Annotated in this window: 21 protein-coding genes and 2 pseudogenes; 15 read left to right on the forward strand and 8 right to left on the reverse strand. The window is 72.2% G+C overall.

From position 1 onward, the window contains the following. Positions 1–146: 146 nt before the first annotated feature. Genes PV419_RS16965 through PV419_RS16980 form a run of 4 tightly spaced genes read left to right on the forward strand, consistent with a single transcriptional unit; the run spans position 147 to position 4,410 of the window. Positions 147–1,274 (forward strand): acyl-CoA dehydrogenase family protein, encoded by a 1,128-nt coding sequence (locus tag PV419_RS16965; RefSeq protein WP_319689988.1) that lies wholly within the window; start codon positions 147–149, stop codon positions 1,272–1,274. 39 nt (positions 1,275–1,313) lie between these two features. Beyond that, the gene (locus PV419_RS16970; protein ID WP_319689467.1) at positions 1,314–2,912 is read left to right on the forward strand and encodes a 4-coumarate--CoA ligase family protein; all 1,599 of its coding nucleotides are present in this window, start codon (positions 1,314–1,316) and stop codon (positions 2,910–2,912) included. Next, entirely contained in the window at positions 2,909–3,802 is an 894-nt protein-coding gene (locus PV419_RS16975) for an enoyl-CoA hydratase family protein (RefSeq protein ID WP_319689469.1), read from the forward strand. Before PV419_RS16970 ends, PV419_RS16975 begins: the two co-directional genes overlap by 4 nt. Continuing rightward, positions 3,799–4,410 carry a TetR/AcrR family transcriptional regulator gene (locus tag PV419_RS16980; protein ID WP_319689471.1) on the forward strand — a complete coding sequence of 204 codons (612 nt, stop codon included), beginning with the start codon at positions 3,799–3,801 and terminating at the stop codon, positions 4,408–4,410. The genes PV419_RS16975 and PV419_RS16980 overlap by 4 nt, the downstream gene beginning before the upstream one ends. Before the next feature lie 13 nt (positions 4,411–4,423). Here PV419_RS16980 and PV419_RS16985 read toward each other — a convergent pair whose 3' ends face one another. Beyond that, positions 4,424–5,524: a citrate synthase 2 gene (locus PV419_RS16985; RefSeq protein WP_319689474.1), complete on the reverse strand. Its 1,101-nt coding sequence runs from the start codon at positions 5,522–5,524 to the stop codon at positions 4,424–4,426. A gap of 402 nt (positions 5,525–5,926) precedes the next feature. Here PV419_RS16985 and pdxH point away from each other — a divergent pair, with 402 nt between their 5' ends. Together pdxH and PV419_RS16995 are read left to right on the forward strand one after the other, a co-directional pair. Continuing rightward, positions 5,927–6,625: a pyridoxamine 5'-phosphate oxidase gene (gene pdxH, locus PV419_RS16990; RefSeq protein WP_319689478.1), complete on the forward strand. Its 699-nt coding sequence runs from the start codon at positions 5,927–5,929 to the stop codon at positions 6,623–6,625. Between the two features lie 384 nt (positions 6,626–7,009). Next, positions 7,010–8,446, forward strand: a complete 1,437-nt coding sequence (locus PV419_RS16995; protein ID WP_319689479.1) for a PAS domain-containing protein — start codon at positions 7,010–7,012, stop codon at positions 8,444–8,446. Between the two features lie 16 nt (positions 8,447–8,462). Here PV419_RS16995 and PV419_RS17000 read toward each other — a convergent pair whose 3' ends face one another. Continuing rightward, a complete protein-coding gene (locus tag PV419_RS17000; RefSeq protein WP_319689480.1) occupies positions 8,463–9,218 on the reverse strand; it encodes an SIS domain-containing protein in 756 nt (251 codons plus the stop codon). Between the two features lie 278 nt (positions 9,219–9,496). Between PV419_RS17000 and PV419_RS17005 the strand changes: the two genes are divergently transcribed. Both PV419_RS17005 and PV419_RS17010 read left to right on the forward strand, forming a co-directional pair. Further along, a complete protein-coding gene (locus PV419_RS17005) occupies positions 9,497–10,189 on the forward strand; it encodes a metal-dependent transcriptional regulator (protein ID WP_319689481.1) in 693 nt (230 codons plus the stop codon). Positions 10,190–10,868: 679 nt separating this feature from the next. Beyond that, the gene (locus PV419_RS17010) at positions 10,869–11,738 is read left to right on the forward strand and encodes an alpha/beta hydrolase (protein ID WP_319689991.1); all 870 of its coding nucleotides are present in this window, start codon (positions 10,869–10,871) and stop codon (positions 11,736–11,738) included. Positions 11,739–11,755: 17 nt separating this feature from the next. Here PV419_RS17010 and PV419_RS17015 read toward each other — a convergent pair whose 3' ends face one another. Then, the gene (locus PV419_RS17015) at positions 11,756–12,382 is read right to left on the reverse strand and encodes an SRPBCC family protein (protein ID WP_319689482.1); all 627 of its coding nucleotides are present in this window, start codon (positions 12,380–12,382) and stop codon (positions 11,756–11,758) included. A gap of 72 nt (positions 12,383–12,454) precedes the next feature. After that, entirely contained in the window at positions 12,455–13,486 is a 1,032-nt protein-coding gene (locus PV419_RS17020; RefSeq protein ID WP_319689483.1) for a medium chain dehydrogenase/reductase family protein, read from the reverse strand. 152 nt (positions 13,487–13,638) lie between these two features. On the opposite strand from PV419_RS17020, the gene PV419_RS17025 reads away from it, so the two are divergent. The 4 genes and pseudogenes from PV419_RS17025 (at position 13,639) to PV419_RS17040 (ending at position 16,567) form a co-directional block, all read left to right on the forward strand. Continuing rightward, positions 13,639–14,337, forward strand: coding sequence for a TetR/AcrR family transcriptional regulator (locus PV419_RS17025; RefSeq protein WP_319689484.1), 699 nt, complete (start codon positions 13,639–13,641; stop codon positions 14,335–14,337). Positions 14,338–14,345: 8 nt separating this feature from the next. Continuing rightward, a pseudogene (locus tag PV419_RS17030) lies at positions 14,346–14,518 on the forward strand (GNAT family N-acetyltransferase); the annotation flags it as partial. A gap of 292 nt (positions 14,519–14,810) precedes the next feature. After that, the gene (locus PV419_RS17035) at positions 14,811–14,975 is read left to right on the forward strand and encodes an NAD(P)-binding protein (RefSeq protein WP_319689485.1); all 165 of its coding nucleotides are present in this window, start codon (positions 14,811–14,813) and stop codon (positions 14,973–14,975) included. Next, on the forward strand, positions 14,972–16,567 hold the full coding sequence (locus tag PV419_RS17040; protein WP_319689486.1) for a sensor histidine kinase: 1,596 nt from the start codon (positions 14,972–14,974) through the stop codon (positions 16,565–16,567). The genes PV419_RS17035 and PV419_RS17040 overlap by 4 nt, the downstream gene beginning before the upstream one ends. A 4-nt stretch (positions 16,568–16,571) precedes the next feature. Here PV419_RS17040 and PV419_RS17045 read toward each other — a convergent pair whose 3' ends face one another. Both PV419_RS17045 and PV419_RS17050 read right to left on the reverse strand, forming a co-directional pair. Then, positions 16,572–17,330: an ABC transporter permease gene (locus tag PV419_RS17045; protein WP_319689487.1), complete on the reverse strand. Its 759-nt coding sequence runs from the start codon at positions 17,328–17,330 to the stop codon at positions 16,572–16,574. Further along, positions 17,327–18,250, reverse strand: coding sequence for an ABC transporter ATP-binding protein (locus PV419_RS17050; protein ID WP_319689488.1), 924 nt, complete (start codon positions 18,248–18,250; stop codon positions 17,327–17,329). The genes PV419_RS17045 and PV419_RS17050 overlap by 4 nt, the downstream gene beginning before the upstream one ends. 160 nt (positions 18,251–18,410) lie before the next feature. On the opposite strand from PV419_RS17050, the gene PV419_RS17055 reads away from it, so the two are divergent. Then, a complete protein-coding gene (locus tag PV419_RS17055) occupies positions 18,411–19,091 on the forward strand; it encodes a response regulator transcription factor (RefSeq protein ID WP_319689489.1) in 681 nt (226 codons plus the stop codon). A 97-nt stretch (positions 19,092–19,188) separates the two neighbouring features. Here PV419_RS17055 and PV419_RS17060 read toward each other — a convergent pair. Continuing rightward, positions 19,189–19,600: pseudogene (locus tag PV419_RS17060) on the reverse strand (nitroreductase family protein). A 358-nt stretch (positions 19,601–19,958) separates the two neighbouring features. Here PV419_RS17060 and PV419_RS17065 point away from each other — a divergent pair. Beyond that, positions 19,959–20,309 (forward strand): SH3 domain-containing protein, encoded by a 351-nt coding sequence (locus PV419_RS17065; RefSeq protein WP_319689490.1) that lies wholly within the window; start codon positions 19,959–19,961, stop codon positions 20,307–20,309. A gap of 74 nt (positions 20,310–20,383) precedes the next feature. On the opposite strand, the gene PV419_RS17070 is transcribed toward PV419_RS17065, so the two are convergent. Further along, positions 20,384–21,529: an epoxide hydrolase gene (locus tag PV419_RS17070; protein WP_319689492.1), complete on the reverse strand. Its 1,146-nt coding sequence runs from the start codon at positions 21,527–21,529 to the stop codon at positions 20,384–20,386. 52 nt (positions 21,530–21,581) lie between these two features. Here PV419_RS17070 and PV419_RS17075 point away from each other — a divergent pair, with 52 nt between their 5' ends. Next, positions 21,582–22,532 (forward strand): helix-turn-helix transcriptional regulator, encoded by a 951-nt coding sequence (locus PV419_RS17075; protein ID WP_319689494.1) that lies wholly within the window; start codon positions 21,582–21,584, stop codon positions 22,530–22,532. The last annotated feature ends 19 nt before the right edge of the window (positions 22,533–22,551 follow it).

Genomic DNA, 22,551 nt, shown 5'->3' on the forward strand with positions numbered 1-22,551 from the left:
CGCTCCGCGCTTCGGAGCACCGACGCCGTAAATATGCGGTCCAGGGTGACAGCCCCGGAGGCCCCGGCCCCGCCCCGTACAGCGCACAGCGACCACAAGCCCGCACCCGGGAGGAGCCGCACGTGAAACCCGACACCAGCCCGCTCATGGACGGCCCCGAACGCACCGCCCTCCGCTCCGCCGTAGCGGCCTTCGCCAAGCGCCACAGCAGCGGCGAAACGGCCCCCGACGTCCTCTGGGCCGAGGCCGGCAAGCTCGGCTATCTCGGCGTGAACCTGCCCGAGGAGTACGGCGGCGGAGGCGGCGGCATCGCCGAGCTGTCCATCGTGCTGGAGGAGCTGGGCGCGGCGGGCTGCCCGCTGCTCATGCTCGTCGTCTCGCCCGCGATCTGCGGCACGGTGATCGCCCGCTTCGGCACCGAGGAGCAGAAGCGCACCTGGCTGCCGGGCCTGGCGGACGGCAGCAGGACGATGGCGTTCGGCATCACGGAACCGGACGCCGGATCCAACTCGCACCGCATCACGACGACGGCCCGCCGCGCCCCCGGCGGCGGTTGGCTGCTGACCGGCCGGAAGGTGTTCATCTCGGGGGTGGACATCGCGGACGCGACGCTGATCGTGGGCCGCACGGAGGACGCGCGGACGGGCCGGCTCAAGCCGTGTCTGTTCATCGTGGAGCGCGGGGCGCCCGGCTTCTCGTACCGCCACATCCCGATGGAGCTCGCGGCGGCGGAGAAGCAGTTCGAGGTGGTGCTCGACGAGGTGCCGCTGCCCGCCGAGGCGCTGGTGGGGGACGAGGACGCGGGGCTGCTGCAGCTGTTCGCGGGGCTCAACCCGGAGCGGATCATGACGGCGGCGTTCGCGCTGGGGATGGGCCGGCACGCGCTCGCGAAGGCCGTGGAGTACGCGCGCGTCCGCCAGGTGTGGAAGGAGCCGATCGGCGCGCACCAGGCCGTGGCGCATCCGCTCGCGCAGGCCCATATCGAACTGGAGCTGGCGCGGTTGATGATGGCCAAGGCGGCCCACCTCTACGACGCGGGCGACGACGCGGGCGCGGGGGAGGCGGCGAACATGGCGAAGTACGCGGCGGCGGAGGCGGCGGTGAAGGCGGTCGACCAGGCGGTGCACACGTTGGGCGGGAACGGCCTGACGGCGGAGTACGGGCTGGCGAAGCTGATCACGGCCGCGCGGGTGGCGCGGATCGCGCCGGTCAGCCGGGAGATGATCCTCAACTTCGTCTCGCACCAGACGCTGGGGCTGCCCAAGTCGTACTGACGGCACGAAGCCCCCGGACGAACAACGGAGGGATCCGACATGGCGTGGCGCAGTGAGTACCCCGATGTCCCGCTCCTGGACCTGCCCATCCACGAGGCCGTGCTGGGACGGGCGAGCGCCGAGTTCGGCGATCTGCCCGCGCTGGTGGACGGGGTGGCCGGCACGGCGCTGAGCTACGCGGAGCTGGACTGCGCCACGCGGCGGTTCGCGGCGGCTCTCGCGGAGGCGGGGGTGCGCCAGGGGGATGTGGTGGCGCTGCACAGCCCCAACTCGGTGCTGTATCCGGTGGTGTTCTACGGCGTGACGCGCGCGGGCGCGGCGGTGACCACGGTGCATCCGCTGGCGACGGCGGACGAGTTCGCGGCGCAGCTGCACGATGCGAAGGCGGAGTGGATCGTCACCACCTCGGCGCTGCTGGGCGTGGCCCGGCGCGCCGGGGAGCTGGCGGGCGGGGTGCGCGAGGTGTTCGTATGCGACGCGGCGGAGGGGTCCCGGCCCCGGCACCGATCGGTCGTGGACATGCTGGAGTGCACGGCGCCGGAGCCGGTGGTGGAGATCGACCCGGGCGAGGACATCGCGGTGCTGCCGTACTCGTCGGGGACGACGGGGACCCCGAAGGGCGTGATGCTGACGCATCGCAACCTGGCCACGAATCTGGCGCAGCTGCATCCGGTGGTGCCGACGGGGCCCGAGGACCGGATCCTGGCGGTGCTGCCGTTCTTCCACATCTACGGTTTGACGGCCCTGGTGAACGCGCCGCTGCGGGAGGGCGCGACGGTGATCGTGCTGCCGCGCTTCGATGTGGAGCGGTTTCTCGCGGCGATCGAGGAGCACCGGGCGACCGCGCTGTACGTGGCGCCGCCGATCGTGCTGGCGCTCGCCAAGCACCCGGGGGTCGCCGGATACGACCTGTCGTCGCTGCGGTATGTGATGAGCGCGGCGGCGCCGCTGGACGCGGAGCTGGCTCAGGCGTGCGCGCGGCGGCTGGGGATTCCGCCGCTGCTGCAGGCGTTCGGGATGACGGAGCTGTCGCCGGGCTGCCACATGGTGCCGCGCCATGCGCGGAACGTGCCGCCGGGCACGGTCGGCAAGCTGCTGCCGAGCACCGAGATGCGCATCGTGGAGACGGCGGCGGCGCGGCGGGATCTCGGCGTCGGGGAGGACGGCGAGATCCTGATCCGGGGGCCGCAGGTGATGAAGGGGTATCTGGGCCGGGCGGCGGAGTCGGACGCGATGGTCGACGCGGACGGCTGGCTGCGCACCGGCGACGTGGGGCATGTGGACGCCGACGGCTGGCTGTATGTGGTGGACCGGGTCAAGGAACTGATCAAGTACAAGGGGTACCAGGTCGCCCCGGCCGAGCTGGAGGCCGTGCTGCTCAGCCACGAGGCGATCGTGGACGCGGCGGTGGTCGGGGTCCCGGACGCGGACGGCAATGAGATCCCCAAGGCGTATGCGGTGCTCAGACCCGGGGCCGAGCTGTCGGCGGACGAAGTGATCCATTACGTTGCCGGGCGGGTGGCCCCGTACAAGAAGGTGCGCCGTGTGGAATTCACGGACGCCGTGCCGCGCTCGGCCACCGGCAAGATCCTCAGGCGTGAGCTGCGCGCCAGGGAAGGGAGTACGACGGCCCCATGACGGACGCGCCACAACCCCTCGTACGGCACGCGTACGCGCGCGGCATCACCACGCTGACCCTCGACTCGCCGCACAACCGCAACGCGCTCTCCGCGCGGCTGGTCGCCGAGCTGGGCGACGCGCTGGCGGCGGCCGGGCGGCACGCGGGCACGCGGGCGGTGCTGCTGACCCACACCGGCACCACGTTCTGCGCGGGTGCGGACCTGAGCGAGCCGCCCACACGGTCGGCGGCGCTGAACCTGGTCGCGCTGTTGCGGTCGATCGTGGAGCTGCCGAAGCCGGTGGTGGCCCGGGTGACCGGGCATGTCCGGGCGGGCGGTCTGGGGCTGCTGGGCGCGTGCGACATCGCGGCGGCGGGCGGGGGCGCGAGCTTCGCCTTCACCGAGGCCCGGCTGGGGCTCGCCCCAGCGATGATCTCCATACCGCTGCTGCCCCGACTGGACCCGCGCGCGGCGGCCCGCTACTACCTGACGGGGGAGCGGTTCGACGCGGCCGAGGCGGCGCGGATCGGCCTGGTGACCCTGGGGGGTCCGGTGGCGGACGTCGACGAGCTGCTGGCGCCGGTCCTCGACGGGCTGCGGCGCGGGTCCCCGCAGGGGCTCGCCGAGTCCAAGCGGCTGGTCACGGCGGAGGTGCTGAGGGCCTTCACCCGGGAGACGGACCGGCTGGCGGAGCGGTCCGCGGCGCTGTTCGCCTCGGCCGAGGCCCGCGAGGGCATGACGGCCTTCCTGGAACGGCGGGACCCGGCGTGGGTCGACCTGACGGCGGGCGACCCGGCGGGGAAAGAACCGGCGGCGGGCGACCCGGCGAGGGAAGCCCCGGCCGGGCAAGCCCCGGCCGGGCAAGCCCCGGCCGGGCAAGCCCCGGCCGGCGACGGGGAGGCGCGGTGACCCCGCCGCGTGGCGCGCTGCGCGACCCCAAGCAGGACCGCAGCCGTGCGACCCGCCAGCGGCTGCTGGAGGCCGCCGTGGCCTGCCTGGCCGAGCGCGGCTGGGCCCGGTCCACGGTGGCGGTGGTGGCCGAGCGGGCCGGGGTGTCGCGGGGCGCGGCCCAGCACCACTTCCCGACCCGCGAGGACCTGTTCACGGCCGCGGTCCAACACGTCGCCGAGGAGCGCTCGGCGGCCCTGCGCGCGCTGCTCTCCCAGGAGCGCCCGGCCCAGGTGCGGGCCGTGGTCGAGGAGCTGGTCGACCTGTACACCGGCCCGCTGTTCCGGGCCGCGCTCCAGCTGTGGGTGGTGGCCTCGTACGAGGAGCAGCTCGGCGCGCGCGTGGCCGCCCTGGAGACGCGGATCGGCAGGGAGACCCACCGGATGGCGGTGGAGCTCCTGGGCGCCGACGAGACCGTGCCGGGCGTACGGGAGTCCGTCCAGGGCTTCCTGGACATGGCCCGCGGCCTTGGCCTCGCCAACCTCCTGACCGACGACCGCGCCCGCCGCGACCGGGTGGTGGCGCAGTGGGCGCGGATCCTCGACGACGTGCTGCGCCCGCCGGGCTGAGACAACCAGCTGCTCAGCGGGTGATGTCCCCGAAGCCCTCGATGTCGTGCGGGCTGCGCGGGCCGGGGCCGGTGTAGCGGGCGGAGGGGCGTACGAGGCGGCCGGTGCGGTGCTGCTCCAGGATGTGCGCGCTCCACCCGGCGGTGCGGGCGCAGGTGAACATGGAGGTGAACATGTGCGCCGGGACCTCCGCGAAGTCCAGGACGATGGCCGCCCAGAACTCGACGTTGGTGGCCAGCACCCGGTCCGGCCGCCGGTTGTGCAGCTCGTCCAGGGCCGCCCGCTCCAGCGCCTCGGCGACCTCGAAGCGCGGCGCGCCCAGCTCCCTGGCGGTGCGCCGCAGCACGCGGGCGCGCGGGTCCTCGGCGCGGTAGACGCGGTGCCCGAAGCCCATGAGCCGCTCGCCGCGGTCGAGGGCCTGCTTGACGTACGCGGTGGCGTCGCCGGTGCGCTCGATCTCCTCGATCATGTGGAGCACGCGGGAGGGCGCGCCCCCGTGCAGCGGGCCCGACATGGCGCCCACGGCCCCGGAGAGCGCGGCGGCGACGTCGGCGCCGGTGGAGGCGATGACGCGGGCGGTGAAGGTGGAGGCGTTCATGCCGTGTTCGGCGGCCGAGGTCCAGTAGGCGTCGACGGCGGCGATGTGCTTGGGGTCGGGATCGCCGCGCCAGCGCCGCATGAAGCGCTCCACGACGGTCTCCGCCTTGTCGATCTCCCGCTGCGGGACCATCGGCAGGCCCTGGCCGCGGGCCGACTGGGCGACGTACGACAGGGCCATCACGGCGGCGCGGGCCAGGTCCTCGCGGGCCTGCGCCTCGTCGATGTCCAGGAGCGGTTTGAGGCCCCAGACGGGCGCGAGCATGGCCAGCGCGGACTGCACGTCGACGCGGATGTCGCCGGAGTGGACCGGGATGGGGAACGGCTCGGCCGCGGGCAGGCCGGGGTTGAACGCGCCGTCGACCAGCAGGCCCCACACGTTCCCGAAGGAGACATGGCCCACCAGGTCCTCGATGTCCACGCCTCGGTAGCGGAGCGCGCCGCCCGCCTTGTCGGGTTCGGCGATCTCCGTTTCGAACGCGATGACTCCTTCGAGTCCGGGTACGAAGTCGGACATCAGGCGGCTCCTCGTGATGTGGTCGACGGTGGACGAGCGGCGGGTGGGGACTCGGACCGTACGGCGGAACTGATGCGGATCCCGGTACTGGGTGGGCCGGGATGTCGTGCGGCTCTCGGCGCCGGGACGGCTCCACGGCCGCGCGCGGCTCGTGGTCCGTACCGGTTACCCCGGTGATGCCCCGTGCGGGCGGGTGTCATCCGGTCGCGCCGGGCGTGTACGGCCCTACACGCCCGGCGGGCGCATGGTCCGCCACAGTCTGGTCTCTGAGGTACCCCCGGGGAAGCGTGAGAAGCGGCACACCCCCCACGACCCGCGGAAAGGGTTACGACGTGGCTGGAAGGGGGAGGGGAATCGCTCGTTCGGGGCAGTACCCGAGGCGCGGCGTTGATGTTGCAAGATATGCGCGTGCCTCACGTTGACCCGCAATTCTCGGCGCGTCCCGCCGCGCGCACATACGACCCGGCCGCCATGCGCGAGCACTACCGCGCGGAGGGGATCGCCGAGCGCGAGTTCGCGGCCGACCCGTACGAGCAGTTCACGCGGTGGTTCGAGCAGGCCGTGGCGAGCGGCCTGTTCGAACCCAACGCGATGGTGGTCTCGACGGCGGACGCCGCCGGGCGGCCCAGCTCCCGCACCGTGCTGATGAAGAGCTTCGACACGCGCGGGTTCGTCTTCTACACCAACTACACCTCGCGCAAGGGCCGTGAGCTGGCCGAGAACCCGTACGTCTCGCTGCTCTTCCCCTGGCACCCGATCGCCCGCCAGGTCCTGATCACGGGCACGGCGCGGCGGACCGGCCGGGACGAGACGGCGGCGTACTTCAGGACCCGTCCGCACGCGTCGCAGCTGGGGGCGTGGGCGAGCGCGCAGTCCTCGGTGGTGGGCTCGCGGGACGAGCTGGACCGGGCGTACGGGGAGCTGGCGGACCGCTATCCGCCGGGGGAGCAGGTGCCGGTGCCGCCGGAGTGGGGCGGCTTCCGGGTGGTGCCGGACGCGGTGGAGTTCTGGCAGGGGCGGGAGAACCGGCTGCACGACCGGCTGCGGTACGTCCCGGGCCCGGGCGGCGAGGGCTGGCGGATCGAGCGCCTGAGCCCGTAATAACGCAGGGCGGGAAAACGCAAACGACCCGTGGGTCTGTTCCCCTGCGCCCTGAGGCGCGAGGGGGCCGGTCGGACGTACCGGCGACCCACGGGTCGGGTGACTGCTTGGGATTGGCCGGCCGCGCACCTGCCTTCAGTGCGCTTGTCCGGCGAATGCGCTGAGCGCGACGACGGACTGCTAGCCCGCAGTCACCTCACGCGTCCGGATTTGATACATCTGCCGAACCACCTCCCTTCTCGTGTGCTCCACACCTTAAGAAGCGCTTCGCTGAGCCACAAGTGAATTTCTGGGAAGCATCGGTTTCGCCGAATCCGGCGTGGCGCGTGTCACGTTCGAGTTGAATGTCACAGAGGTCCCAGCAGGTCCATCAGGGGGTGTCCGGTGAGCGCTTCGGAGGTCCGGCCGCCGCGGCCCGCGTCCGACCGGGAGGACGACTCAGGGCTGCTCGCCGCCCTGCTGGACGGCATGGACGCGGCCCTGTGCGCCTTCGATGCCAAGGGCACCGTCACCCACTGGAACCGCGAGGCCGAGCGCATCCTCGGCTGGTCGGCGCGGGAGGCCGTCGGCCGCAAGGGGCTCGCGGGGTGGGCGGTGCGGGCGGCCGACGCGCGCGAGGTGGAGGCGCGGCTGATGGCGGCGATGGACGCCCCGGGGCGTCACGTGTACGAGTTCGCGCTGCTGACCAAGGACGGCGGCCGGGTCCTGGTGCGTACCCAGTCCTCGGCGGTGCCGCGGGCGGACGGGAGGCCGGGCGGGGTGTACTGCGCGTTCAGCGAGGTGCATACGCAGATCGACCTGGAGCGGTCGATAGCGCTCAGCGAGGCGCTGCTCGACGACGCCTCGTGGAGCGTGGTCCTGGTCGACGCCGATCTGCGCCCCGCGGTCGTGAACAAGAACGCGGCGCGCGCGCTGCGCACGGGCCGTACGGCGGCGCTGGGGCGCCCGCTGGGGGAGCTGCTCGACCAGGGCCTGGAGGAGCTGGAAAGCGCGCTCCAGCACGTCCTGGCGGAAGGCGCGCCCCCGGCGCCCACGGAGCTGTGGGTGAGCCTGCGGGAGACCGGTGAGGGCCTCAGGGGTTTACGGGGCGGCGGAGTCGGCGGCGGGGCCGGTGACGGCGGCGCGCCCGCGCGGCGCTGCTGGCGCAGCGGCTTTCTGCGGCTGGCCTCGCCGCTGGCGGAGGAGCCGGTGCCGCTCGGTGTGGCCTGGATCTTCCAGGACGTGACGGAGCTCAAGCGCCACGAGATGGACGGCTCGCGGCTGCGCTTCCGCGGCAATCAGCTGCACCGGGCGGCGCGGGCGGCGGCCGAGTGCGAGAACCCCGCCGAGGCGGCCACCGTCCATCTGGACTTCGCGCTCGCGGGCTTCGCCGACCACGCCCTGATCGACCTGGTTCTTGACGCCCCGCCGGCCGACCGGCCCGGCGGCCCCGGCTCGGACCGGGTCCGGCTGGTGCGGGCGGCGGCGACGCCGAGCGGCGCCCCGGGCCCCTGCCCGGCGATCGTCGCGGGAGGCATCCCACTGGCCTATACGGAGAGCCATCCGGCGCTCCAGGCGGCCGAGCGCTGCGGTTCGGTGCGGGTCAGCGCGACCCGCGCGGAGGAGGCGGCCGCCACGGGGTGGGCGGCGGCCCGCAAATGGCCGGATGGCACGGTCCACGGCCTGTGCACCGCGCTCCGCAGCCGCGGCCGCACGCTCGGTGTGGTCACCTTCCTGCGCGCATCTGGCCGCCGCCCCTTCGACCGGGCGGACATCGCGTACGCCGAGGACGTCTCCGCGCGGGTCGCGGCCGCCCTCGACCTCGCGCAGCTGCTGGGCTAGCGCCTCCGCGCGGTGCTCAGCGCTGGTAGAAGATCCGGTCGCCGTATTCGGTCATGATCCGCCTGTTCCACTCGTGGCCCCCGTCCACGTTGCCCGAGCGCAGCATCGGCGGGTCGATGCCGCGCGCGGCCAGCTCGCCCGCCGCCGTGGCCATCACGGCCTGCATCAGGGCGGAGGTGACGACCGTGGAGGCGGGGGCGAAGGGCGCCCCGACGCCGTCGGCGGTCAGCTCGGCGTCGCCGACCGCGATCTTGTTGTCGAGGACCAGGTCGCAGTGGTCCTTCAGGAAGTCTCCGGAGCGGTGCCGTGAGGTGGTGGCGGTGGTGTACGCGACGGAGGTCACGCCGATCACCTTGAGGCCGAGCGCCCGCGCGCTCATGGCCATCTCCACGGGCAGCGGGTTGCGCCCGGACAGCGAGATGATGAAGAGCAGGTCGCCCGCCCGCGCCGGGCTGTTGTCCAGGACGACGCCGGCCAGCCCGTCGACGCGCTCCAGGGCGCTGCCGAGCGTCGCGGGCATCACGTCCACGCCGACCATTCCCGGGACCGGGAGCAGGTTCATCAGGGCCAGGCCGCCCGCGCGGTAGACGACGTCCTGGGCGGGCAGCGAGGAGTGGCCGGCGCCGAAGGCGAAGAGTCGGCCGCCCGCGGCGACGGTCTCGGCGACCAGGGTGCCCGCCGCGCCGATGGCCTCGGCCTCCTCGTCGCGTACCCGCCGCAGCAGGCCGATGGCGGCGTCGAAGTACTGCCCGGCCGGCTTGCTCTCACTCATCCCCGAGTGGCCCTTCCCGTCGGTGTGGGTCGTGATGGTCTGGTGTGGCGGTCGGTGTCGTGGTCGGTGCCGCGGTCGGTGTCCGCGTGGCGGGGATCACGTTGGGTCGTCGGTCAGGGCGCTGTCAACTCCGCGTCGATTCCGGGTCGACGTGGGACCGCACCGACGGGTACGGCGGGGCACGGCCGGGGACGGCGACGCCGGACTTGGCCCCGTTGTCGGTGGGATGCGTCAGAATTGGGGTCAGGGCCACCGCACGACACATCCGAGGGGCACGCATGTCCGGACTGATCGACACTACGGAGATGTATCTCCGCACCATCCTCGAGCTGGAGGAGGAGGGTGTCGTCCCGATGCGCGCCCGTATCGCGGAGCGCCTCGACCAAAGCGGCCCGACGGTCAGCCAGACCGTGGCGCGCATGGAGCGGGACGGCCTGGTGAGGGTCGCCGGCGACCGTCACCTGGAGTTCACGGAGGAGGGCCGCCGCCTGGCGACCCGCGTGATGCGCAAGCACCGGCTCGCGGAGTGTCTGCTGGTCGACGTGATCGGGCTGGAGTGGGAGCAGGTGCACGCCGAGGCCTGCCGCTGGGAGCATGTGATGAGCGAGGCGGTGGAGCGGCGGGTGCTGGAGCTGCTGCGCCACCCCACCGAGTCGCCGTACGGGAACCCGATCCCGGGCCTGGAGGAGCTGGGCGAGAAGGCGGAGGTCGACCCGTTCCTGGACGACAGCATGGTGAGCCTGCGCGAGCTGGAGCCGGGGAGCGAGGGCAAGACGGTGGTCGTGCGCCGGATCGGCGAGCCGATCCAGATGGACGCCCAGCTGATGTACACGCTGCGCCGGGCGGGTGTGCAGCCGGGCTCGGTGGTGAGCGTGACGGAGTCGCCCGGCGGCGTGCTGGTGGGCAGCAGCGGCGAGGCCGCCGAGCTGGACCCGGAGATCGCCTCCCACGTCTTCGTCGCCAAGCGCTGAGCGCCGCGCTCGTAACACAGCGCCCGCTCGCCCGACCCTCGCGACACACTGACCGAATCGACCGGTTCGGCTAATTGAGCAGCTTCGATGGCCGTGAACTGCGGCGACTGCTTTTTGTGATGTTTTCCTGACACCGGAGTTGGTGGAATCCGAGCGGTCGGGCCCGCCGCGTGCGACTCTGTCGCGAAGGCATATGCACGGGCGCGCTCGTGCGCCGAGGTGTGCAGGGGATCTCGTGCAGGGGGACCTGGGGCTGGGGCATTCGAGGTCTGCTCGTCTGTCCCCCCGGGTCGGGGGAGGGGGCTCTCATGGGCCTGACGGGCGGTGTCGCCCCGCGGGCGATCGACAGCGAGGAGAGCGAGGGCCCCGGCGCCTTGAGCCGCCGGGGCCCTGCTTCCCCATGTCCCCCCTCTGGGCCCCCGGCCGTACGGCCCGCTGTGACGCGGCCCGTACGGCCGGAGGCCCTGGCGACCCGGAGCCCCGAGCTCTCAGGGTCGGCCCCCGCGGACTCCCTTCCCCGAGCAGTCCGCCTCCCGCTAGCTGTCTCCCCTCGGTGTGGACGATCAACCCCCTGGCGCGGTCACTCGAACGAGGGGTGTTGTCCGGTCGTCACGGCGTGTTCGAATAAGAGTTCGATATCCTGGGGCTGGTCGAGGGAGGGATGGGGGTGCCAGAACACATGGTGCGGCGCATCGACGTGACGGGAGCCGGCGGCCTGCGGCTCGCCGCCTGGGAGTTCGCCGAGCCGCCCAAGGCGGGCGGCGGCGCGCGGGCCTCGCGCGGGCCGGGTGTTCTTCTGCTCCATGGCCTGATGGGCCGGGCGGCTCACTGGGCGCGGACCGCGCGCTGGCTGGCCACCCGCCATCGCGCCGTCGCCCTCGACCAGCGGGGCCACGGCCGCAGCGAGAAGCCCGCCGACGGCCCGTTCGACCGCGCCGCCTATGTGGCCGACGCGGCGGCCGCGGTCGAGCAGCTGGGCCTGGCCCCCGTCACCCTCATCGGCCATTCCATGGGCGCGCTGACCGCCTGGCAGCTCGCCGCCCGCCGCCCCGACCTGGTCCGGGCCCTGGTGATCTGCGATATGCGGGCCTCCGCACTGGGCGCCGCCTCACAGGCGGAGTGGGTCGAGTGGTTCGGGTCCTGGCCGCTGCCGTTCGCGACCCTCGCCGATGTGCGCAAGTGGTTCGGCGAGGACGACCCGAGGCTGGAGCGGCCCAATCCGGCGCGGGGCGACTTCTTCGCCGAGGTCATGGCCGAGCGCTCGGACGGCTGGCGCCCGGTCTTCTCCCGCCGCCAGATGCTCAAGGCCCGTGAGACCTGGGTCCATGACGCCCATTGGGAGGAGCTGGCGCTCGTGGGGTGCCCCACCCTCGTGGTGCGCGGCCTGGACGGCGAGCTGGGCCGGGCGGAGGCGCAGGAGATGGTCCGCGTCCTGCCGCGCGGGCAGTACGCGGAGGTGACGGACGCGGGCCATCTCGTCCACTACGACCAGCCGGAGGGCTGGCGCCGGGCCGTGGAGCCCTTCCTGGCCTCGGCGCTGCCCGCGTAGCCGTTTCGTAGCCGCTTTCACTGTGCGCGGGTGCGGGCTTCGGCGGTGGTCTTCAGGTCGCGCAGCCAGGCTTCGAGGCCCGCGCCGAGGGCCGCGGTCGCGGTGGGGACGTCGGCTTCGACCTGGGCGCCGGTCCAGGTCTCCTCGGTGTGGACGCGGACGCCGCCCTTGACCTTGGTGAAGGTCCACAGGTGGACACCCTCGTCGATGCGCAGCCCTTCGCCGATCGCGGGCCCGCGCCACAGAACGCAGTGGTTGCCCTGGAGTTGCCGGACGGTGGAGGTGATCTCCAGGGTGGTGGCGGGCATCGATGGGGTGGCGGGCGCGGGGGTGGTCCACCGGAACCGCGACCCCTTCCGCAGGGGGCCGGGGTCGAGGCGCTTCATGGTGAGGACGGGGGCCTGCCAGGCCGGCCAGCGCTCCACGTCGGTCTGCAGCTTGAAGATGGTGCTCAGCGGCGCGTTGATCACGATGTCCGACTGGTAGCGGATACGAGCGTCGGCGTCGACGCCTTCCCCGCGGCACTGGGAGGGACCGTTGTGGTGGGCGGCCTGGGCCTCAGCGGGGGCGACCCCGACGACGCCGGCGCCGGCGACGGCGAGCGAGACCGTGAGGACGGCGGCGCGCACGCCGGTCCTGAACATGTTGCTGAGCATGGTGTGCCTCTCGTCGTGGGTGGGCGGGATCGAACGTTCGGGTGGGATCGGCGTCGTGCGCTACGGGGTCAGGACGACCTTTCCGGCGACGGTGCCGGATTCGGCCAGCCGCAGCGCGTCGGCGACACGGGTGAGCGGCAGTTGGGCGGCGATCTTGGCGGTGATGTCACCGCGCTGGAGGGCGGCGAAGACCTGCGTGAGGTCGGCGCGCAGCCGGGCCCGGAACCGGTTCTTGGCCAGGGTCCGTCCGGCCCAGGCGTTGTAGAAGTAGGCGTGGCGGCGGTTGGGCAGCGCGTTCCACAGCCAGACGCGGCTGAGGAGTTTGAGCACGGGCCACTGCTTGGAGCCCTGGTCGTCACGGGTGGAGGCGCTGCCGTAGGAGACGAGCGTGCCGCCGGGTGCGAGGAGGCGCCAGGAGTCGACGATGCCCCGGCCGCCGACGTGGTCGAAGACGGCGTCCACTCCGCCGGGGGCGAGTTCGCGGATCCGCGCGGCGACGTCCCCGGCGCGGTAGTCGACGGGGGCGACTCCCTGCTCGCGCAGGGCGGCGTGGTGGCGGGTGGACGCCGTGCCGATCACCTTCGCGCCCGCGGCGTGGGCGAGTTGGACCAGGACGGAGCCGACGCCGCCGTTGGCGCCGTGCACCACGACGGTCTGCCCTGCGCGGACGCGTGCCTTGCGGTGGAGCATCTGCCAGGCGGTGATGCCGTTGACGACCAAGGTCTCCGCCTCCGCCGCGCCGATCCCGTCGGGGACCTCCACCACGTCCGCCGCGTCGACCACCACATGACTGGCCCAGCCGCCGACCTTGACCAGTGCGGCCACCCGGGCGCCGGCCAACCCCGGTTCGACGCCCTCGCCGGTCGCCGTGACGGTGCCGACCAGGTCGTAGCCGGGCACGAAGGGGAACGCCGGCTGGTCGTAGTAGCGACCGCGGCGCATCTGCTGCTCCGCGAAGGAGACGCCGGTCGCTTCCATCCTGATCACGACCTGCCCGGGGCCCGCGGCGGGCACGGCGCCGTGCCGGATCTGCAGTCCTTCCGGCTCGACCGTGCCCGGCAGGACAACCTCGACGAGTCCTTCGCTGTCCATGACGACCTCCGCTGCGCTTCGCCTTTCGCTAGATGTTCTCGTGTTCGTTAGAAGTTATAACTGTATGACGCGGAGGGTGTCAACGGCTCCCGTGATAGCTTCTAACTAAACCTTGAAGCTGTAGTCGCGCAGGCGTGGAAGGGCGGCAGGTCATGGCGGAAACGGGCACCACGACCCCGCGAGAGCGCTACCGCGCCCAGGTGCGTGCGGAGATCAAGAAGCGCGCGTGGGAGCAGATCGCCACGGCGGGGGCGTCCGCGCTCTCCCTCAACGCGATCGCCAAACAGATGGGCATGAGCGGGCCCGCGCTCTACCGGTACTTCGCCAGCCGCGACGAGCTGATCACCGAGCTCATCAGGGACGCGTACCGAAGCCTCGCCGACACCTTCCGCGCGGCGTCCGAGACGTCTGGCGCCGACGTGGCCGCGCTGGCGCACGCCCTGCGCGGATGGGCCCTGGCCGACCCCCAGCGGTACTTCCTCATCTACGGCACGCCCGTCCCGGGCTACCACGCGCCCGACGACATCACCGCCATCGCGTCCGAGAACATGGCGGTCCTGCTCGACGCCTGGACCGCGCGGCCCCCGGACGCTCCGGCGACGCCATTCGCCGAGCACCTGGAGGGCCTCGGCCGCCAGTGGACGGACGGCCACCCCGCCCCGCCGGCGGCTCTCCACCAGGCACTGACCTTCTGGACCCGGCTGCACGGCGTCCTGTCCCTGGAACTCGCGGGCCACTTCACCGGGATGGGATTCGACCCCGCGCAGCTCTTCGCGGCCGAACTGGACGCATTGCTCGATTCATCGGGCGGCGCGGAATCGGATGACACGGCTCGGCACGGTGACCGATGATCTCCGGCATGATCCGGGCCGCCACCGTGAACGACGTCGCGGAAATCCGCGCGATGATCCGCGAACTCGCCGAGTACGAACGCGCCGCTGAGCAGGCTCAGGCGAGGCGCTGTTCGACGACCATCCCGCTGCCTTCGCACTGATCGCCGAGGACGACGAGACGGGCGAGACCGTGGGCTGGAAGACCTGATCACGGGTGGCGACACGGAGCAGGGCACGGAGGGCGACGGCGCTGTGGCAAAGGGCGGACGGTCGCACTTCACCGAGTTGAAGACGGACCCCGGCGTCCACGGGCTTCGCCGTCGACGGTACTCAGGAGGACTACCGCGCGGCCGGCCGCCAGTTGCCCCTTCGTACGCCTCAGCCCACGCAAACCGTGAAGAACCGTCCTGTCACTTCCACCTCCACATCCACTGACGTGCCTGTCGACGAGGCGCTGGCTGTGCTGGGCGAGTTGATCGGGGAACCACTGCATGAAGATCCTCACCTCCGGCGGCGGCATCGCCGGTCTGACCTGCGCATTCTGGTTGCACCTCGAGGGGCACACCCCAGTGGTGGTGGAGCGCGCGCCGACCGGCCCCCTCGGCGGCTACGGCATCGACTTTCCCGGCTCTCCTGTCGCTACCGTGGAGCGGTGATCACAACCGAGAGTGGCCGCGGCGGGTTCCGTACGTACGGGGCCGACGCCTTCCTGTGGGCGCTGCTCAGCGCGGTCGGTGTCCTCGCCTGGGTCGAACACGCCGAACCCGACTGGCCGTTGGGGCTCCTCCTGCCACCGCTGGCCCTCGCCTACGCGATCCCGGCCGGACGCCGCCGCCCCGGGCTCGCCGTCCTTTTCGCCGGTGTCCTGTGCGTGCTCGGTCTGACCGGCCATTCCACCCCGGGCAACGGCTACCTCCTCGCCCTCGCTGTGACGGCCTTCCTGCTCGGTATCCGGTCCGGCGACATCCGCCGGGACACGGCCGTCCTGGGTGCGGTGTTCGCGCTCGGCCTCGCGCTCTGTGCGGTGCTGCGGGTCGGCCCGGTCTGGTGGCTCTACTCGCTGACGATGATCCCGGCCGCACTCCTGCTGCCCTGGCTGGCCGGACGCTACTGGCAGGCCCGCCGCGAGCTGGTGCGCGGCGGCTGGCATCGCGCCCGCGTCCTGGAGGAGAACCAGGCGCACATCGCGGAACAGGCCCGGCTCCGTGAACGCGCCCGCATCGCCGCCGACATGCACGACTCCCTCGGTCACGAACTGAGCCTGGTAGCCCTCCGCGCCGGCGCCCTCGAACTCTCCCCCGACCTCACCCCCCGCGACCGGGAGGACCTGACCCACCTCCTCACCCTCGTCTCCGACGCCGTCGACCACCTCCGCGACACGATCGGCGTCCTGGCGGAGGGGCGAACCGCCGGGCGGGGCCCGGAGGACAGCTCCCCGGCCGTCGCTCCCGCCGAGACCGTGTCCCAACTCGTCGACCGGGTGCGGGAATCCGGCGTCGACGTCACGATCGCGTGGTCGGGCGCCCCGGCTCCCGAGACGCTTCCGCCGCTGGCGGACCGGGCGGTCCACCGGGTCGTCCAGGAGTCACTGACCAACACGATCAAGCACGCGCCGGGCTCCGCGGTACAGGTCCGGCTCGTCCGGCTCGGCGACGCCACCGAGGTCGGCGTCCGTAACACGGGAGGCGGATTTGTGCCCCCGCACCCCACCTCGGGTCACTATGGCCTGACCGGCCTGCGCGAACGCGTCCGCCTCCTGGGCGGCACCTTCCACGCCGCCCCCACCCCGGACGGCGACGGCTTCGAGGTCCGCGCCCGCATCCCCGACACCCCGATCCCCGACCACGCGCGCCCGCCCGCCGCCTCCGCGCCGGAGACCGCCCGCGCCCACACCACCGCCCGCCGCCGCGCCCGCCTCCGGCTCACCACGGTGGCCGTGCTCCCCGTCGCAACCGGCCTGATAGCGCTCGCCTCGGCAACCCTCCTCGCGTATCAGCTCCTGACCTGCGTGCTCACGCCCGCCGCCTACGCGACGATCGAAGTAGGTCAGGAGCGGACGGAGTTCGACCACCTCCTCCCGGACCGGGCCTACCCCTACGCGCCCACCCCCGATCCCGCCGGCTGCGTCTCCTACCGCTCCAACAGCAACCTCCTCCAGCAGGTCGACCTCTACCGCCTCTGCTTCTCCCCGGAAGGCCGCCTGACCAGCAAGGAAACCATCCCAGGGACCGGCACCGAAGCCGGGTAGGGAATCAGGCGTCCCGCACCCGCAGCACCTGCCGCCCGGCCAGATGCGCCACCGCCGCCCACCCCGCCACCACGGCCAGCCACCCCACACCGCCCGCCACCGCCATGAACGCCCCGCCCGCCGTCTGCGGCAGATAGTCGTTCACGGCCAGGAGCAGCGGCCCCCCGAGCCCGACACAGATCGTCGGCCCGGCCGTGAGCAGCACGAACAGCACACTCAGCGCACCCGCCGCGTTCCGCGTCGCGAACGACACCCCCACCGTGAGGACGGCGACCAGCGCGCAGTACAGCCCCGCCCCCATCACCTGCCAGGCCGCCTCACCCACCCCGAACGTCGCCCGCCCGCCGAAGGACGGCCATGCCACCGCCGTCCCGAGCACCCCGTAGACCAGCCCGGCGGCGAACGCCGTCACCCCTGCCACCACCGCCTTCGCCACCTGCATCCGGTGCCGCACCGGTACCCAGGTCAGCGACGTCCGCATGCTCCCGGTGACGTACTCGCCGGTCACCATCAGCATCGCAAGCACGACGACCGCGTACTGCGTGAGAGTGACCGACGCCGTCGCCGCGTTCCCCACCGGCTGCACCGGATGGTCGTTGAGCCGGGCGATCGCCCCGTAATAGAAGCCGAAGACGCCGGTGACCAGCGCCCCGGCCCCCAGACACAGATACGGCGCCCGCACCGACCACAACTTCGTCCACTCCGCCCGCGCCGCGTTCCCCAGCCCGCCGCGCCCGTACTTCCCGCCGTCCACGACGCTCATGCCGCCACCGCCGCCTCGTACTCCACGCTGTCCTCCGTAAGTTCGGTGTACGCCTGCTCCAAGGAGGCGGACACCAGGGTCAGTTCATGCAGCCGTACGCCCGCCCGGTGCGCGAGATCGCCGACCTCCGCCGTGCTCGCGCCACCGACGTCGAGGACGTCCGGCCGGTCGCCGCACGTGACGTCGTACGCGTACGGGTCCAGCTCCGCGACCAGCCGTCGCCGTCCCTCCTCGTCCGGTACCCGCACCCGTACCGACGACCGTGACGCCTTCGCGAGCAGCTCCGCCATCGGCAGATCCGCGAGGAGCCGGCCGCGCCCGATGACGACCAGATGGTCGGCGGTCAGCTGCATCTCGCTCATCAGATGGCTGGAGAGGAAGACCGTGCAGCCGGCGGCGGCCCGTGACCGTACGAGATCACGGATCCAGCGCACGCCGTCCGGGTCGAGCCCGTTGACCGGCTCGTCGAGGATCAGCACGCGCGGATCCCCGAGCAGCGCGCTCGCCACTCCGAGCCGCTGATGCATGCCAAGGGAGTACGAACCGGCCCGCCGCCGCGCCACCTTCGCGAGCCCGACCTCCTCCAGGACCTCGTCCACCCGGCGGGCCGGAAGCCCGGTCGCATGGGCCTGCGCCAGCAGATGCGCACGGGCCGAACGCGCCGGATGCAGCGCCTTCGCGTCGAGGAGCGCGCCCACCTCGCGGCAGGGGTACGGGATCCCGGTGTACGAACGGCCGGCGATCAGGGCCGTCCCGGCGGTGGGGTGGTCCAGGCCCAGGATCATGCGCAACGTGGTGGACTTCCCGGCGCCGTTGGGGCCGAGGAAGCCGGTGACGCGGCCCTCGGCGATGTCGAGGGTGAGCCCGTCGACGGCGGTGGTCTCCCCGTACCGCTTGGTCAGGTCTCTGAGTGTGATCATGCCGCTCCTTGGCCGGGCAGACGGATGGGCGCACGGGTGCGTCCCGGGCACGGCTCGACCGTAGGAAGCGGACCGGGGTCCGGGCGTCGCCCGGCGGCAGGAGATCGGACCCCCTCCTTCCGTCGGGGGTACGGCGCCCCACCGTCGCTACGCTGGCCAGGTGGCCGACCCCGCAACCCCGAAGACCGCCGTCCTGATCGCCGACGACGAGGCGATGGTCCGCGCCGGCGTCCGCGCCGTCCTGGACCGCGACCCCGCCCTGGAAACGGTCGCCGAGGCCGCCGACGGACAACAGGCCCTCGACGCCGTCGCCGCCCACCGCCCCGCCGTCGCCCTCCTCGACATCCGGATGCCGCACCTCGACGGCATCACCGCCGCCGCCCGCATCCACCGCGACCACCCCACCACCGCCGTGATCATGCTGACCACGTTCGCCGAGGACGCCTTCATCGCCCACGCCCTCCAGGCAGGCGCGGCCGGCTTCCTCCGCAAGGCCGACGACCCGCGCGAACTCCTCCGCGCTGCCCACGCGGTCGCCGCCGGCGGCGCCTACCTCTCACCCAGGGTCGCCGCCCGCGTCGTCACCGGCCTGCGCACCGGACAACTGACCACCGGCGCCCCGCCCCGCCACCCCGTCGACCGCCTCACCACCCGCGAACACGACGTCCTCGCCCTCCTCGGCGCGGGCCTCTCCAACGCGGAGATCGCCACCCGCCTCGACCTCGTCGAGTCCACCGTCAAGGCCCACGTGAGCGCCATCCTCACCAAACTCGGCGTCCGCAACCGCGTCGAAGCCGCCGTCGCCGCCTACGCGGCCGGCCTCGTCGGAACAAACCTGTAGCAAACGCTTGCGTCACAGCCGGCCTGAAGGGACGCGATCCGCGCCAAGCGGTGCTGCGCGGCGTCGCAGGCTGGCCTGTGACCTTGCCCCCTAGCGGTCACACTCCGAGGAAGCTCACTGTTTCCGTCATGTCCGCCCGCCCGGTGCCCAGCCGTGGCACGCCTTCCTTCTCGAATCCCACCGAGAACCACAGAACGGCACGAGCCCGTCATCGGCCCCGACTATCTGGCTGACGGTCTCGCGATACGTCGTCCACATCACCTGGGGGCAGCTGTGCAACCCTTCCACCCACAGCAGCAGCATGAAAAGCGGTCCAGATATGGCGAGGTCAGTTCAGCCGGGTACATCGGATACTCCCGCTCATCACCCACATGCCATGGCTGGAGGTTTCGACTCGGTGGGGCCCGTGTCGCTGCGGCCAGTACTCGTTCGAGTACCTCCTTGGGTACTGGCTCATCGCTGAACGCCCGCACGGTTCGGCGACTGTTCACGGCTTCATACACATTCACGTTCTCGTCCTCTCACCCTCTCTCTGGGGCACTCGCTTCAACCGCCCCGCCGACCCCGGCGACACCGGCTTCAACCACTCACCCGTGCAGGCCGCGGCCTTCCTGAGCCCACCCGTCGACATCCTGCTCGCATACCAGGACCCGACCCATGCACGCGTGGCGAGGCTGCTGAAGCACTGGGCAAAGAGGGTGAGGACGCGCCTACTTACCGGATTGGTTCCATCCGGTCTGCCAACCTCAGCAAGTACTAGGGGAGTTGTTGCACCGCGTTCGCAGGGGCGTCACATCGCGAATGCCCGGTGCTACTCTCTTCTGCGCGATGCCGAAAGTATTCCTGATCATTGGGGGGTGAGATCGTATGAAGGCCAAGTATGGGGTTACCCTCACATTGGCGGTGTCATTGCTGCTGGGGGGCTCGATGGTACTGGCGCCGACGGCGTCCGCGGTGGGGTCGTCGGCGTGCCGGTTCGATTCGCCTAATGTAAATTTCAAGGTCCGCACCAGCGGCGCCACATTCCGCACCGGACCCGGAAAGCGTTATCACGTGATTGGGACGCTTTACCGGGGGGATTCATTCCGCTACTACTGCCGGACGGGCGGCCTTCCGGACTTCAAGAAGAGCTGGTCGTACGGAAAGATCACCAAGCGGACCCGTGCGGGAATTCCGGCCGCCACGAAGGGCTGGGTTTACAGCAAGTATCTCGAGTAACGGGTTCCCGGCCCACCTCGGCTGGACGGGGACGGCGCGTCATCTCGACGGCGCCGCACCGCAACGTCCGGGCCTCAGCGCACCGTGCGGAAGAAGGATCGGATGTCCTCGATGAGCAGGTCGGGTGCCTCCATGGCGGCGAAGTGGCCGCCCCGGTCGAATTCCGACCAGTGCACGACCTTGTGCTCGCGTTCGGCGATCCGCCGGACGCCGGGGTCACCGGGGAAGACGGCGACGCCGTGCGGCAGCGCCGAGTACTCGGCGGCGGCGCCCCATGCTTTCTGGGTCTCCTTGTACAGGCGGGCCGACGATGCGGCGGTCCCGGTGAACCAGTAGATGCTGATATCGGTGAGCAACTGGTCGACGTCCACCGCGTCTTCGGGCAGTTCCCGCGCCGGGTCGGTCCACTCCTTGAACTTCTCGGCGATCCACGCCAGCTGCGCGGCGGGCGAGTCGTGCAGGCCGAACGCCAGGGTCTGCGGCCGGGTCGCCTGGATCACGGCGTAGCCCGCGCGGTCCTGGTCCTGGTACTGGCCGAGTCGGGCGAGCTCGGCCTCGGTGAGCCCCTCGAACTCGGCCGGGTCGCCGGTGGGGAAACCGAGGCCGCCGTTGACGTGTACGCCTACGACGTGCTCGGCGTCAGCGCGGCCGAGCATCGGTGAGATGACCGCGCCACTGTCGCCGCCCTGCGCGCCGTAGCGGTCGTAGCCGAGGCGACGCATCAGCTCGGCCCACGCCCCGGCGACCCGGTTCAGGTCCCAGCCGGGCTCGGTGGTCGGGCCGGAGAAGCCGAATCCGGGGATCGACGGGACGACGACGTCGAACGCGTCGGCCGACTCGCCGCCATGCGCGGCCGGGTCGGTGAGCGGCCCGATGACCTCCAAGAACTCCGCGACCGAGCCGGGCCAGCCGTGCGTCATGATCAGCGGGAGCGCGTCCGGCTCGGGCGAGCGGGCGTGCAGGAAGTGGATGTTCTGTCCGTCGATACGGGTCGTGAACTGCGGGAACGCGTTCAACCGCGCCTCGGCGGCGCGCCAGTCGAATCCGGTGCGCCAGTACTCGGCCAGCCGCCTCGCGTAGTCGACCGGGACGCCGTAGGACCAGCCGACCCCGGGCAGTTCGTCCGGCCAGCGGGTCGCGGCCAGCCGGTCGCGCAGGCCGTCGAGCTGCGCCTGCGGGACCTCGATACGGAACGGGTGGATCTTCGTGTCGTCGTTCATGTCTCCCAAGATAGGAGACGGTTAGGACAGTTTCGGTCCTAGGATGGCTGCCATGTTGGAGACATCGGCGCGGCTGCTGCGGCTGCTGTCGCTTCTGCAGATGCCGAGAGACTGGCCGGGCGCGGAGCTCGCCGAGCGGCTGGGCGTCTCGGCCCGGACCATCCGCCGCGATGTGGATCGGCTGCGTGAGCTCGGGTACACCGTGCACGCCACTGCCGGGACGCCCGGGTACCGCCTGGGCGCCGGTACAGGGGTCCCGCCGCTGCTGCTCGACGACGACGAGGCCGTCGCGGTCGCTGTCGGACTCGGTACCGCCGCAGTCTCCGGCGTGGCCGGGATCGAGGAGACCTCGGTCCGCGCCCTCGTCAAACTCGAGCAGGTTCTCCCGCCCCGGCTCCGGCATCGCGTCGGCGCCCTGCGCTCGGCCACGGTCCCGCTGGCATCCCCGGCCGGCGCGGTGGACGCGGCCGTGCTCACCGCGATCGCCACGGCCGTTCGCGACCGGGAGAGTCTGCGGTTCGACTACCGCGCCCGCGACGGAGCCGAGGGCCGCCGTACCGCCGAGCCGCACCGGCTGGTGAGCTCGGGACGCCGCTGGTACCTGGTCGCATGGGACACCGGGCGGGGTGACTGGCGCACCTTCCGCGTCGACCGAATGCGGCTGCGCACGCCGAACGGACCGCGCTTCACTCCCCGCGAGCCGCCCGGCGGAGACCTCACCCGCTACGTGTCGGAGCAGATCTCGGTCCATCCGTACCGCTACCGCGGCCGGTTCACGGTGCACGCACCCGCGGACGTCATCGCCGCCCGGATGCCGCCGACCGTCGCGGCGGTCGAACCGGTCGCAGACGCCGCGTGTGTGGTCAGCGCCGGCTCGAACTCCCTCGATGAGCTTGCGATATGGATCGCACAGCTCGGCGTCACCTTCGAAGTGCACGAGCCGCCCGAGCTCGTCGAGCACTTCCGCGCACTCGGCACCCGCCTCCTCGACGCGGCGCGTTAGCCACTTATGCGCCGGATCC

The sequence above is a fragment of the Streptomyces sp. ME19-01-6 genome (assembly GCF_033793745.1).
Classification (GTDB): Bacteria; Actinomycetota; Actinomycetes; order Streptomycetales; family Streptomycetaceae; genus Streptomyces.

Excerpts from the sequence above, each read along its gene's own strand:
- pdxH (WP_319689478.1), top strand. The coding sequence starts at position 5,927 with ATGCGCGTGCCTCACGTTGACCCGCAATTCTCGGCGCGTCCCGCCGCG.
- PV419_RS16970 (WP_319689467.1), top strand. The coding sequence starts at position 1,314 with ATGGCGTGGCGCAGTGAGTACCCCGATGTCCCGCTCCTGGACCTGCCC.
- PV419_RS17070 (WP_319689492.1), bottom strand. The coding sequence starts at position 21,529 with ATGAACGACGACACGAAGATCCACCCGTTCCGTATCGAGGTCCCGCAG.
- PV419_RS17010 (WP_319689991.1), top strand. The coding sequence starts at position 10,869 with ATGGTGCGGCGCATCGACGTGACGGGAGCCGGCGGCCTGCGGCTCGCC.
- PV419_RS17035 (WP_319689485.1), top strand. The coding sequence starts at position 14,811 with ATGAAGATCCTCACCTCCGGCGGCGGCATCGCCGGTCTGACCTGCGCA.
- PV419_RS17005 (WP_319689481.1), top strand. The coding sequence starts at position 9,497 with ATGTCCGGACTGATCGACACTACGGAGATGTATCTCCGCACCATCCTC.
- PV419_RS16975 (WP_319689469.1), top strand. The coding sequence starts at position 2,909 with ATGACGGACGCGCCACAACCCCTCGTACGGCACGCGTACGCGCGCGGC.
- PV419_RS17020 (WP_319689483.1), bottom strand. The coding sequence starts at position 13,486 with ATGGACAGCGAAGGACTCGTCGAGGTTGTCCTGCCGGGCACGGTCGAG.
- PV419_RS17075 (WP_319689494.1), top strand. The coding sequence starts at position 21,582 with ATGTTGGAGACATCGGCGCGGCTGCTGCGGCTGCTGTCGCTTCTGCAG.
- PV419_RS16965 (WP_319689988.1), top strand. The coding sequence starts at position 147 with ATGGACGGCCCCGAACGCACCGCCCTCCGCTCCGCCGTAGCGGCCTTC.
- PV419_RS17000 (WP_319689480.1), bottom strand. The coding sequence starts at position 9,218 with ATGAGTGAGAGCAAGCCGGCCGGGCAGTACTTCGACGCCGCCATCGGC.
- PV419_RS17050 (WP_319689488.1), bottom strand. The coding sequence starts at position 18,250 with ATGATCACACTCAGAGACCTGACCAAGCGGTACGGGGAGACCACCGCC.
- PV419_RS16985 (WP_319689474.1), bottom strand. The coding sequence starts at position 5,524 with ATGTCCGACTTCGTACCCGGACTCGAAGGAGTCATCGCGTTCGAAACG.
- PV419_RS17065 (WP_319689490.1), top strand. The coding sequence starts at position 19,959 with ATGAAGGCCAAGTATGGGGTTACCCTCACATTGGCGGTGTCATTGCTG.
- PV419_RS17045 (WP_319689487.1), bottom strand. The coding sequence starts at position 17,330 with ATGAGCGTCGTGGACGGCGGGAAGTACGGGCGCGGCGGGCTGGGGAAC.
- PV419_RS17025 (WP_319689484.1), top strand. The coding sequence starts at position 13,639 with ATGGCGGAAACGGGCACCACGACCCCGCGAGAGCGCTACCGCGCCCAG.
- PV419_RS17015 (WP_319689482.1), bottom strand. The coding sequence starts at position 12,382 with ATGTTCAGGACCGGCGTGCGCGCCGCCGTCCTCACGGTCTCGCTCGCC.